The 13,038-nt window shown below is 30.8% G+C and carries 12 protein-coding genes; 1 reads left to right on the forward strand and 11 read right to left on the reverse strand.

What is annotated here, in order from left to right:
* Nucleotides 1-216: 216 nt before the first annotated feature.
* From hxsC to IW22_RS22745, 11 genes are all read right to left on the reverse strand, one after another.
* A complete protein-coding gene (hxsC, locus tag IW22_RS22690) occupies nucleotides 217-1,359 on the reverse strand; it encodes a His-Xaa-Ser system radical SAM maturase HxsC (RefSeq protein WP_034731736.1) in 1,143 nt (380 codons plus the stop codon).
* On the reverse strand, nucleotides 1,356-2,849 hold the full coding sequence (gene hxsB, locus IW22_RS22695) for a His-Xaa-Ser system radical SAM maturase HxsB (RefSeq protein WP_051891368.1): 1,494 nt from the start codon (nucleotides 2,847-2,849) through the stop codon (nucleotides 1,356-1,358). The genes hxsC and hxsB overlap by 4 nt, the downstream gene beginning before the upstream one ends.
* Nucleotide 2,850: 1 nt before the next feature.
* Complete coding sequence (gene hxsD / locus IW22_RS23895) at nucleotides 2,851-3,219, reverse strand: His-Xaa-Ser system protein HxsD (protein WP_051891369.1); 369 nt, start codon at nucleotides 3,217-3,219, stop codon at nucleotides 2,851-2,853.
* Entirely contained in the window at nucleotides 3,216-3,956 is a 741-nt protein-coding gene (locus IW22_RS24685; RefSeq protein ID WP_081874015.1) for a peptidoglycan-binding domain-containing protein, read from the reverse strand. Before IW22_RS24685 ends, hxsD begins: the two co-directional genes overlap by 4 nt.
* Before the next feature lie 157 nt (nucleotides 3,957-4,113).
* Nucleotides 4,114-4,347 (reverse strand): hypothetical protein, encoded by a 234-nt coding sequence (locus IW22_RS22715; protein ID WP_034731737.1) that lies wholly within the window; start codon nucleotides 4,345-4,347, stop codon nucleotides 4,114-4,116.
* Nucleotides 4,348-4,466: 119 nt separating this feature from the next.
* The gene (locus tag IW22_RS22720) at nucleotides 4,467-6,809 is read right to left on the reverse strand and encodes a DEAD/DEAH box helicase (protein ID WP_034731741.1); all 2,343 of its coding nucleotides are present in this window, start codon (nucleotides 6,807-6,809) and stop codon (nucleotides 4,467-4,469) included.
* A complete protein-coding gene (locus IW22_RS22725; RefSeq protein WP_051891370.1) occupies nucleotides 6,803-7,501 on the reverse strand; it encodes a hypothetical protein in 699 nt (232 codons plus the stop codon). The genes IW22_RS22720 and IW22_RS22725 overlap by 7 nt, the downstream gene beginning before the upstream one ends.
* A 252-nt stretch (nucleotides 7,502-7,753) precedes the next feature.
* A complete protein-coding gene (locus tag IW22_RS22730) occupies nucleotides 7,754-8,383 on the reverse strand; it encodes a GIY-YIG nuclease family protein (protein WP_034731744.1) in 630 nt (209 codons plus the stop codon).
* Between the two features lie 295 nt (nucleotides 8,384-8,678).
* The gene (locus tag IW22_RS22735) at nucleotides 8,679-9,518 is read right to left on the reverse strand and encodes a hypothetical protein (RefSeq protein ID WP_034731746.1); all 840 of its coding nucleotides are present in this window, start codon (nucleotides 9,516-9,518) and stop codon (nucleotides 8,679-8,681) included.
* Between the two features lie 26 nt (nucleotides 9,519-9,544).
* Nucleotides 9,545-10,747, reverse strand: a complete 1,203-nt coding sequence (locus tag IW22_RS22740; protein ID WP_131401783.1) for a PIN domain-containing protein — start codon at nucleotides 10,745-10,747, stop codon at nucleotides 9,545-9,547.
* A gap of 111 nt (nucleotides 10,748-10,858) precedes the next feature.
* Complete coding sequence (locus tag IW22_RS22745) at nucleotides 10,859-11,092, reverse strand: helix-turn-helix domain-containing protein (protein WP_034731752.1); 234 nt, start codon at nucleotides 11,090-11,092, stop codon at nucleotides 10,859-10,861.
* Between the two features lie 635 nt (nucleotides 11,093-11,727).
* On the opposite strand from IW22_RS22745, the gene IW22_RS22750 reads away from it, so the two are divergent.
* Nucleotides 11,728-13,029 carry a TlpA family protein disulfide reductase gene (locus IW22_RS22750; RefSeq protein WP_081874016.1) on the forward strand — a complete coding sequence of 434 codons (1,302 nt, stop codon included), beginning with the start codon at nucleotides 11,728-11,730 and terminating at the stop codon, nucleotides 13,027-13,029.
* Nucleotides 13,030-13,038: the final 9 nt, after the last annotated feature.

Genomic DNA, 13,038 nt, shown 5'->3' on the forward strand with positions numbered 1-13,038 from the left:
TAATAGTCAAACGCCTAGTAAGCATTTCCTGAACGTGCCAGTCGGGGTCTTCTGCCACGCTTGTTGCAAGTAGATTCAGTGCTTCGAATGCAAAACGGAAACCTGTCCGGGTATATAGGTTGCAAGCATCCTGATCTGATAGCTTTTATCCCCTAAAATATTGATAAAGAGAGTTATATGGTTTGTGATTAATCTTTCAAGATGGAATCTCCAGCTTTAGTTTAAAGCTTTTATATATGCACTGCTTTTTTTTGTATTAGATTTAAAAAATCCACCGCAATTTGATAGTACATTACATTTTGAACACTCATCCATGTAGATGTTTTTCCAGTCGGATATGGACTTTCTAGAAAAAGGCCATAGTTCTTTGGGCAGCAAACAAAGTGGAATATTATAAATTGAAACTTTCATCCCGAAGGTATGTAAATAAAATACAGTATCTTTTAATATTTCCTGATAGTCATAGGGGTCAATCCATAGCTTATCAATATTATGAGGTGTGTATCCTTCGATCTCTAGTCCCATAAGGGCAATGTGTTCAACAAAAGGCATGTTCTTGTATATAAACTCTGCTAACCTTACCAATCTAGGGATTGTTATCTTATGCAAAACGACTCTCAATTCAATTCGAATATTATAACGAGCAAGATTGTAAATACCCCTTACAGTTTGGTGAAAAGCGTCCTTTGCCTGTACTACATAATCGTGGATTTCAGCTATATCTGAGTAGATTGGTATACACAATATTAAATTTTCATTTTCTATTTCAGCAGTCTTTTTCGTTATATTTTCCCAAGCAAATGAACGCCCATTTGTAAGACAAGGCACATTTGTATCAGGTAAATGTTTTTTCAATAATTTTAATAAAGAAAAAAAATAGTTTCCTAACAGTGTTGGTTCACCACCTGTGATTCCTAACTCCAAACAATCGTTAGGGATTAATGGTATTAATCTGGAATTCACTTCAAAAAAATATCTTGAGTCATCTCTGTTTTTTGGAGGTTGTGAACACATTAAACAATTGCTATTGCATCTTTCTGTGAAAAACATGAAATTGTTCGGAGAATTAATACGATATAATGTATTTATTACGCCATCGGTATTTAGAAGGACGATGTCACCTTCTTGCAGGTGTGTAAGAGTTTTGATGGAATGAATTATTGGGCCTCGAGTATTAGTATGTGTCTTGTTGGTGTTTTCAGTTATAACAGCAAGAAAATTGGATTCAATTGCAATATCTACAACTAAATCTTCCTGTAATAGCAGAATTGAATTTTCATCTGCAGATCCAGATCTATTTATTGTTCCAACTACAATATCGTCAAAATTTTCTGCGTTACCTTTTGTTTTAAGTATCATAAGTTATATCCAGTGATCCAGCTTTTAAAAATTTTCTCATTGTTTTTGTCCTGTATCATCAAATCAAATAAGTATCGGATGATTTCCATATTTTTTTTGCAGAAGATATTCGTAGGACGGAAACCGTACATGTCGCCCTGAGTCGCATGATTAAGAACAGGGTCGGCGCCGCAGTAGGTCTGAAAAGCACATTCACTGCAGCCCGCAAGAGATTCATTTGTGAAAATATCCGAAATTTCAAGGGATTTGTCACCATAAAATATCTCATTATAGCTGTTGGAACCCAATTTCCCTAATTGAAATGTATAATCCTTGTTTTCAGCCAGCATTCTTGCTTCGTCAGTTGCATACACATATCCGTCATAATTAAAAACAATCACACTATTGATCAAACCGGCAGGGGATTGCAGGTCGACATAGCCGACTGGAAAGGGTGTGAAGATTTTTTTTAATATGATTAATGCATAGTCCTCAACAATGTATTGACCATTTTTATTTAATTCTAAGATATAGTTTAATCCCTGTTTATAAAACTCTAAAAATTCTTCAATGAAATAATGGTTCTTCTTCGGGTTGTATTTAGCAAAGCCGTATGGGCTGATTGGACGCAAGAAAATATTACTGAAACCTTGCTTGATATATTCGTCGATAATTTCTTTTGGGTAATGTAAAGAAAGTGATGTAGTTGTCATCAAGGCAGAAACTCGGTCTTGTCCTAGTTGATTCTTACATTTGTTTATGCCTTCGATTGTAACTTCGTAGCTGTTATTCCCTGGTCTGCGTCTGTTTTTATTATGGATGAATTCCGGACCATCGAGCGAAGTTGAAACCAGAATATTATTAATTTTTATAAATTCTATTATCTCATCAGTAATGGGTGCTAAATTTGTGCAGACGACAAACGTTATGTTTTTATTAAATTTTTTCGCTTGGTCATTTGCGGAATTTACGGCATATACAATTTTATCAAATGCTAATAATGCTTCTCCACCTTGAAATTCCATTGTGACGTTAGGATTGGGGGATTGCATCATTAGTTTTATACCCTCATCAATATCTGAGAATGACATATCGAATGCTCCTTTATTTTCAGTAACACGTGAGACCTGGCAATAATGGCAAGTGTGTTCACATCTCAGAGTAATTACAAAAATATGAAGAGAGGTAAAATTGTCTAGAAAAGATTTTTTTGTGCGATATCTGGCTTCAATAACAGGTAAAAGTTCTGGTTTTTCAGATTCAGATATAATGAAATTTGAAATAAGGTCATAATATAATTCTGTATTTTCATTTTTAGAAAATGTGCGGTTTACAATTTGTTTTACCGTTCCTATCGGTGTGATCATAAAATCTCCAATATCGTTAACTATAAGTTCATGGGATTCGTTGATTTTCAAAAACCGGAATGGTAGCAGAAAATAGGTGCTAATTTCATTAACGTAGAAATTTTCGTCGTTAAATTTTCTTGTCGACTTTTCAGTAATAATCATATCAATGAATAGCGTTAGGGTCAAATCCAACAGGATCACTAACAATTGATGACATTATCGTTTCTTCCTCATAGTTTGATAATGCCTTTGCAATGATCAGTTCTCTAATGTTTTGAGTTTCATGATTAATAATTGCCCTTAATTTGTAATCTGCCAAGTCATTTTTAATTCTGAAAATTAATTCTTCTTCATCAAACGGTCTAGCAGCCTTGCTCTTTAAGGTAATTCTAAAATGATTTACATTGTCAAGAAGGTCAAAGCTGTAGTCACCCAGGTACCAATAGAAACATTTGTAAATAACCGATTCATTATATAAACTTTTATCCAGAGAAAAAGCTAATGTTGTATCTATAAACTTTATTTCTCTCATAATTTACTATCAATAATTTCCATGGTTTTAGAACCAACTCTCCCGTCTGGTTTCAATTCATTATTTTTTTGGAATCTGATGACCGCCTGTTCTGTCTTTTCTCCAAAGTAGGCGGAAGTGGGCACGTCATAGCCAAGTCTTTTTAACTTTTTTTGTAATTCCTCGACATCATTTCCTTCCAATCCCTTATACAGAACACGACCTTCCATCAGAGAAAGACTATTAGTAGAATAGTCATTATTATAAGATGGATAGATGCTTGGGTTGCTATATCCCGTTGTTTTTTTATTCTTAGTCTTGATACTACTACTACTACTACTACTACTACTACTACTTTTGTATGATGAACTAGGTGTGTAAGAACGGGTAGAACTTGGTGCAGGCGTATAGTAAGTGCTAGGTGGCGGTGTATATGATGGAGTGTAAGAAGAGCCGCTAGAGCCGCTATAACTAGAGGAATAATGAGATGAGTGCGATGAGTGAGAACTGTGTGATGAGTGTGACCTATGGGAGGTATGCATAGATGCGGTATGTTCACCGTTTGGAGAAAAATTTAATTTTAAAACCAGCTTAGGTTTTAGAAGTTTTTTGTTTTCTTCATTGGTTTTATCAACATCATTATCTATCTCAAATATTTTAACATCCTTTGCGTCCATATGAGAAATACCAGCTAACGAAGTGATCATTATAGCTAGTGTTTTTTCTTTTAAAGCTTGAATTCGTTTAAGTAATGTCATGGTTATTTAGTTAAGATTCAAATATATAAATATTAGATTAATAACAACTATTCTAATATTTATTTAAGTTAAAGTTTTCAATTTTGGATGAAATTATTTAACAATAATTTATTTATTCTTCTAAACAGACATTATATAGTTATTTATTTGATTTCAGCTAATAAAGTTTAAAAGTTGTCATCCAACTTTCATGATTTCCATTGCCGTTTTTATAATCTACATATCTTTTCAAAACTTCAATCGTAAATTGTGAACAATCATAACCAGATTTAATTCCACATAAATCACAACCTTCATTACAATAATGACTTTCTCCTAAAATTAATAATTTAATTCCATTTTCATATTTGCTTCCAACTATTGGGTGATAAAATGTATAATTTAAATCCATATTTATTAGAGATATATTAGAGAATCTTGAACATAATCTTACTAGAACTATTGATGTGGGATTTTTTAGTTTTATCTAGTTTATATTTGCTAAAAATAATCTCAGCCATAACAAGTTAACTATAAGTATCTTTCAATTAATTTTAAATTATCTGGAATTTCAATATATTTACTGACACTTTTTTTGAAAACTATCTCTGTTTCATCTATTTTTTGTACATATTCAATAAGTTCTTCAATCTCATCGAAACTGAAACCATACTTGATTAACCAAATTTCAGTTTCATCGTTCGTTCCATACTTTACGAAATTACTTAATATCTTGGCTCTAATATCATTTGTTTTTTGATAATAAATAAGAAAAGCACTTGAGATAGGATCTTTTATTGATAGTGACAGAACTTTATCAATGTAGTCGTATGTATCATAGATTATTTTGTCAAAATCAATATCTATAATACTAGTATCTGCAGAGAATAGAGGGACAGGTCTTTTAAAAGACTTATTGGGTAAAGATTCTGCAATGCATGAAAATCTAACTTTTTTCTTTGACAATAATAATCTGAATTCCCCAATATTTATTTCTTTCCTAAGCAACTGTCTTCTAAGTTTTCTTCTATAATCCTTTTCCGATAGAAAAGCATGTCTCAATGAAATAATTTCGGCAAATGATTTACCTTGAATTTGCCAAAGGAGAATAGGTACCGAAGTACTTAAAACATTCTTTTCACCACTAGATAATTCTGTACGTCTAAGATGAGATTTATATATGGTTTCAAATGATAATTTGATTTTTTTCCTTTGATCATTTTTTAATTTGTAATATTCTTTTACAGTTAAAGGCTCCAATTGTTTATTTAAGAAATTATCTAGTATGAAAGATAATTCGTCATCAAGATTAGCGTTTGATATTCTTTCTATTTGACTATCTGTAAGCTGCAGATCTACGTTGAAAGTATCATTTTTAATGGCATCTACAATATCAGCAAAATCCTCATTATTCGGATCTGTTTGATTATCTAAATTTGAAGTTATTGATAACGAAGATTCTTTATTTAGCCTTTCTGTAAAAAGTCTTTTATTCTTCTTTTCAATTATTACATATCCATAATCAAAATGATCATTATCTACTGTTGTTCGACCTGCTCTACCAATTAAATTTTTAAGGTTAAGAGTTTTTTGGTCTTCATTGCCCGTAAATGAAAAGTTATTAATCCAAACAATATCAAAAGGCATATTTATACCTTGGATTAATGTAGATGTTGAAAAGCATATTTTTGCATGATGCTCATTTACAAACTCCTCAAGTATCAGACGGGCTTTGAGAGGAATTGATCCGTGATGAATAACAATTCCTCTTTTCATTAAGTAAATGAGTATTGAACTTTTTTCTCTATCATTTTTTGTTCCTAAGAATTCCTCAAGTTTATTTATGTAAAATAAACTTTTTTGATCTTTTAGCTCTGGACACAATTCTATGTAGCTTGCAAATGTTTCTAAAAAACTACCATCATATATTTTTGATTTTGATATATATATTAAAGCTGTTCCATTATCTTTAATAACATCTGTAACAATGTTACCGTCAATTGTCTTTCCTTTTATTTTGTCCTCAAATGGAGAAAAATATTTGAACTTATTTTCAAAGTGCTCAATATAAATTTTACCAACTGTCTTTTGATTATATGCTTCAGAATCTATATCATTTGTTATATTATGCTTTTTAAATTGCGCATCGGGGTTTAAAACAAAAGGATGAGTAAAAACTTTTTTTACATTTTTTAATTTTTTATCGATTCTTCTTACTAAAGAGTCAAATTTCATCCCTCTAATTCCCTCTTCTGATATTTGAGCCTCGTCTAGTAATATCAGCTCTAAATTTAAATTTTCAATATTTCTAAAAATCTCTTCACCACGTTCAGGAGTGATTATGTATATTCTGTTTTTTGTTCGTTTAGTATTAATAATTTCAATGAATTGTAATACTAAAGTTTCATTTGCAACTAATTTTTTGACCTTTATTAAATACTCAGAGAGTAATGCTCTCGATGGCAAAATAATAATGATATCGCCTTTTGTTTCTTTTATTAGTTCCTGAAAAAGATAGGATTTACCTGCACTAGTAGGTGCAGAAAAAGAAAAGTTCGTATATTTTTTTATTGAATTATATGCATCTGCTTGTACAGGTGTAAAATTGTGTCCGGTTTCCTCAAGTATTGTTTGTGCGTATACATTATAGATGGTCTCAATAAAAGTTTTCGGTGTACTTGTTTTATAAAATAAACCCATCAAAAACATTAGCTTTCCTTCATATTTTTGGAAGTCTTCTCTATTGTATTTTTTTAGATATGATAAAGATTCAAGATGGCTATTATTAACAGGACCATCTTTATGAAAGTCAAAAAGAATTTCCTTGATTAGATCTAGGTTAATTTCTTGTTGGAATAGGATATCACTTAACATAATTCGACAGCTATTAGATATAATTCTTTATGTTTGATAATTTCTGCAATTGGGGTAGAATCAAGAGCATTATTTAAAATTGTAATTATGTTGGCACCATTAAAAGAGAATGCTGCTGCATAACCCTTCTCATCATTAATGATATTTGTTTTAGTTGTGTCATCTAAAAAAGGTTGTAACCATAATAGTTCTCCATTATCTTTATTATTTATGAATTTCTCAATTTGAGTTAATGCTTCGGATCTCGGAGTGGAATCAATACTAAATTTTGCTTCTCCAAAAATTAAATAATTAGTTGAACTAATACTATGGAAATCGAAACCGGGATTTCCGGAAATCTTTTCTTTCAATAATTCTGCAAGGGGTATCTTTTTATGAGAAAAATTTACTTCAAGTGAATGTTGTGCGGCATATGAAACAATGTATTCACCAATATCTGTATTTACATCTGATGAAACTTTTGCAATTATATCATTCACAATCTTATTGATTGTTTTTTCGGCGTTTGCTTTAAAAACTTTTTTAGAAATTTCATCTAAATTGTTAATCCAGCTTGTATCAGAAATGTTAATTTCAATTTCCTTAACGATGGGTTTAAAATCATTAATTTTAATATGAAGACAGTTTATGTTACAACTTAAACCAACAGGATGTTTCTCAAGTAATTTATTGTCAATTTGGTAAATATTCACGGCTATTAGTTTTTCTGTTAATCATGGTAATTTAACAAAGCTATGAACTTTAACCACAATATTTTACGGATTCCCATAAATAACAAAAATAAAAATCCGCACAAAATTTTCAAACAGTACTTATACTGAATTTTCCAAATAATTTATAGTAATATCTTTGATAGTTTATAGCAAAAAATCTTAACGAGAGGTAAGATTTTCAGTTTGGATTTTTTTACCCACATTTTGATAATATAATGTTTTATGAGGGATTTAAAAATATTTAGGATTAGCTAAATTTCTAAAGTTATTATACTTTTCTGGATTAACTAAATATGATTTATTATCTTTTCTAATTACTTCTTTTTCTTCTAAGTATGATTCGAATATGTCATTTGCTTTATCATACTTACATCTATAAATTTCACTTGATTCAGTATCGCCGTCATAAATATCTCCGTCAACTTTGTATTTTAACAGTTGTTGTTGTATTCCAATTTCTACTTGATTTGCATAATCACATTTGACAGCTTTAATTACCACCCAATCATTAGTATTTCCAACTTTTCTTGAGTTTAGTTTTCCAATTCTTTTTTCAGGATCTTCAGTTGTCATCCCAACTTTGATGTAATTTTTTATAATACTTCCTGCAATATAAACATAACCAGTTTCTTTAGTTCTTTTCATAAAAGCAATATGTGCAGTATTACAAACAATACAATGGGAATGTCGATCTCTTATTGTATGGCCTGCATTTCCACAAGGTGTTGTATTATAGGCAAATAATATATCGTTCTTTTTCATATCATCTTTTATATCAGAAATACTTTGACCATTTGCATCTATAATGTCATATTTATCAATTTTGTGATATTCAATAAATTCTAATAATTTTTTTTCCATATTGATTTTGAATAATGTTGTTATTAAATCTTATAATTCTATGAAAACTCCCTATTTTATAATATTTCAATACAGATTAAAACACCTTCAGTGTAACTATATCCAAACCTATAGCTTCCACCAACACTTACTTTTTCTGTTTCAGAAAAAAAACTTCTTGAACTTGATATTTCTTCTGAACGATATTGGTAATTGTAGCGACCTGACGTAATAGGCGAAACTGAAAAGAACATAATTAAATATTTCCAATTTTTTAATTTTGAATTGTACAATATTGTTTATTTATCAACTCTATCTAAATATTTACCTTAAGAATAGTAGATTTAGGAATATTTAAATTATACTGCTTTCTTATAACTTCTGTGAAAACATCTATTCGTGTTGAAATCCAAATATTTTTTTTGCTTGACCATTCTGTCAAGATAGAAACTAGCTTTTTATCTACATTTTCATCATCAGACTTTATTTGTGTAGGAATAAACCACAAACCACCTCCGCTCATTCCATATGCATCAGGGCCAGTTACTTTCATTTTAGTTTCATTATCAATTACATTTTTTTTGCTATATGTCACAATAATATTTGAACTTTCCTCAAAACACAAGTCTTTATAATTTTTTTTTTCTACTGGAATTGTATTGTATATAAATGGTTTGCTATGTAATGCATTTTTGTGCTTATTGTGTTTATTTTGTGTGGCTGGGAAGCCTATTGCAGTATAATATGGTAGTTCTACTGTTTCATGATTTATTCCTAACTGATTTTCACTAAGAAAAAGGTAATTTTCTTGCACTTTTTTTATACTTTCCAGATCTAATTTTAAAATAGCAATATCAATCTTGTCGTACTCTCTTTTCTGATCTTTTTCTAATTTATTAAATGTCCATATTCCTCCAAGCGTTAGCGCTGTTTTTGCATCAATTCCTATAGAAATTTTATTCTCTAATTTTTCGGCCACGTGTGCAGCAGTTAATAAAAAATATGTTTCACCAATTTTCACAAATACTCCAGTTGCATGAGGATCTGGTATTCCATCTTCAATTATTAAAAAATGACACGTACTTTTATAAGCATCTTGACTTGCTCTCAATTGTAAGCCTATGTGATATTCTACAGGATCTATAATATTTGGCATATTGATTAGTATTTAATTAGCAATAACTAAAGAATTTTCACTCGGTCAAATTTATCTAACGCAAAAGGTACAAAACCTAATTCTTCGTTTTCATTAATTGTCACATCTTCTAAATTTATGACTACATTTTGCTCGAGTTTTAGTTGAACAGAATCTTCAATTAAGTAATAATGTCTATTAATTTCTTCACTGTATTTAGGCAAATCGTCGTATGACCAATAGTCAGCTTTGAAAACCGCATATTCAATATTTGAATTACATATAACTGAAATAGGTACAAACGCCTCCTTTCCTACGATTTCAATATCATCATAGTATATTTGAAAAATAGGGTCAGTTAAATCTTGTATAGTTGCAGCTTTATCATCTGACTTTAATTTGTCATCAAAAAATTCCAAATAACTTATTCCATTAATAAATTCTAAAACCTCTTCTTCAATTTCGGGTTGAAATTTAAGAAGATAGCGGTTTATGAATTTAAGTTTTTCCTCATTATCTATTAAGTCATTGTATTTTTCCAATGTTACCTTAAAATTTTCATCTCCAAAAAATTCATCTAAATTTTTGAATGTATGGACATTTGATGATAATGTTTTTACAGCCTTCCTAAAATCACCATCATTGGATATTACAAACAGTTCAACTTGATTACATAACTCCTTTATGTCTTGAAAAATAAATGCGTCAGGGATATCATTCCTGCTTTTTAAAGTTTTAAAAGGTTTATTTCCTTTGAAATAATCTTCAAAAATAAGTGTTGAATATTTTTCTTTAAATTCGTACAACTTGGAGTTTGATGCACTTATATAATCTTTCCACCTACTTATTACTGATGAACTAATCTTTTGTTCTAAAGATTGTAATTCGTCAATTATAAGTTCAGAACTATCAATTTCATTTTTAATAACTCCTAACCTTGGAAGTGACCTCAAGGCAGATATTGCATCTTTTATTTTTTGTATAGATTCACTTATACCTGTAGTCGTATATTCTTTGTAAACAAACCACGGTAGATGATTTGTCAGAAGACCACGTTTTCCTAAGTCTCTGATAAGCGAGAAATTTTTGCTGTTAAGATTTCTGTCTTTTTTATATTCTGTGCTATCTATAATTATATGCATAAATACTGCTACATTAAAAATATTTGTTATGCGTTTCGAGCTAATTTTATTTGATAATAAAATAATATTGCGTGTATGTAAAGATGGAAAATATCTTAAAATTTTCAATCAGTATTTTTACTGAATTTCAAAATACTAAACACTGATCAAATAACAAGTATCTTTCTAAATATTTCTCGACTTTCTACATAAGAAAAAATCCTAACTTTCGTTAGGATTCTAATCTGTTTTAAAGTTCAGCAAATCTTTAGGAGATACATTTAAGCCTTTAGCTAAGTCTATCAATGTAGTAAACGCAAAATTTCTTTTTCCATTCTCTATATCGCTTACTGTGCCTTTAGTGATTTTGCTGCTATTCAGTACGACTTCATCTTGAGTTAGTCCAGATTTAATTCTTAAATCTTTAACGTGTTCTCCAAATTTTCTTAGTATTTCATCTTTTAAAATGTCCATTTATTAGCACTTTATACAAAGTGCGGAAATTTTCCCACATATTTTGTTACAAGTACTTGTAACAAATTTAAAAATTCTTATATTTGGAAATAATTACTTATTAAAGTAATTTTGCGATACTTCAAAGAATAATAGAAGCTATTGCTTAGAATCTCAAATTCGAAAACTGGTAATTTTTAACATACGAGATGATAAGCAGAAAGCTCACGACCTAGGCGTGGGCTCTCTTATCTGTATGTAAGGTATACCAGTGCCCCGAATTGGATAATGTAGAGTTCCATGCCGTTTTATTTTCCAATGCAGTCCTCATTTTCTACACTCTAAGCACCTTCAAAAACATAGTATCAGATTAAACGATACAATGAGGTGTACAACTCATTGCGGCTTTACAGCTTTCACGGGACACAATTTTCATTCATATTAATTTTTTTATGATTGTTTGGGCAGGAGATTTTTCTCTACTAAGGAAGTCTCCTCCCAAGCATATCATTTTCAAACAGCAACTAAAAACAAATATCAAAACACAGATAATTTAAAGCAACCATTAGAAAAAGAAAAAGCCCTTTCCTCAGTTTGCAGACCACAGGAAAGAGCATAATCAGTAATTAATAATCATTAAAAATCTATTCAAAAATATGAAAAATATTTTTTGCAGGGGATTTATGTCCTTTGCTTTTACCATAGTGTCAGCAACCACATCCTTTGCCCAGAACAAGTCTCTTAAAATTGGAGATTCCCTTCCTGAAATTTTTTGGACAACACCTTTACAGGTTGTCAATCATCCTCAGAAAACGATTGATCTTTCAGAGGATAAGAATAAATTAATCCTAATCGATTTTTGGAGTACGTGGTGCAGTGCCTGCCTGATCAATCTTCCTAAAATTGAATCATTGCAACAAAAGTTCGGAAATAAAATAAAAATACTTCCGGTAAGCAGCCAGGATAAAGCCGCTCTGGAAAAATTCTTCACTTCTTCAAATGGAAAGAAATATAAAAGCATGATGTCCACCTATGAAGACAAAAAGCTTCACAACCTTTTTCCACACGCAGGTGTTCCGTTTATCATATGGATAAAGGATGGAAAATTATTTAATACCACCGATGCAGGACAGCTCAGTGAACAGACCATCAATGAAGTTCTAAGTGGTGATAAATCATCTTTGCAAACCATTATCCAAATTGATAGGGCAAGACCATTTATGCTTTCCGAAGATTACGACCGTCAAAGAAATGTTCAACTCCTCAATTATTCATTCTTTGCAAAAGGACAAATTCCTGACATTGGTGCAGGAGGAACCTACCGTAAAACAGCATCCGGAAAAATTCAAGGCAGACAGTTTACCAATCTGCCATTATGGGATATGTATTATGCCATAGGATTTGAACTTTTCAGACAACAGGATAAAACATCTTTCACCGAAAAAAGAATGATTATCGAGGTCAATCAACCTGAACAGCTAATGCCGATGGAAAGAACAGATGGTTCGAATGTTGGAGCAAATCTTTACAACTACGAATTCATCATCCCAGAACAGAAATCTGATTCTCTATACAATTATATGTTGGGAGATTTAAATCGTTATTCAGGCTATACCGTAACCCTTGAGAAAAGACCTGTAAAATGTTTTGTGTTAGTAAGAACAAGCAAGAAAGACAAACTGGCGACCAAAGGAGGAGAAAAGCGTTCCACCTTTCCACGAACCCCATCCATTCTGAGAAATGTACCTCTTAAAAATATGGTCAATATGCTGAATGGTGAGATTCCCATCAAGGAATTGTTTATCGATGAGACAGAATACACAGGCAATGTAGATCTGGAAGTTTCAGGAGTCAAAGATATTGCCACCTTAAAAAAAGAGCTTCAGAAATACGATCTTGACCTGATACCAGAAGAACGTCAGATTTTGATGATGATTATCAAAGACCAGCGGAATTAAACATTCCCG

Origin of the sequence: Chryseobacterium sp. JM1, from assembly GCF_000737715.1 — a bacterium.
Classification (GTDB): Bacteria; Bacteroidota; Bacteroidia; order Flavobacteriales; family Weeksellaceae; genus Chryseobacterium.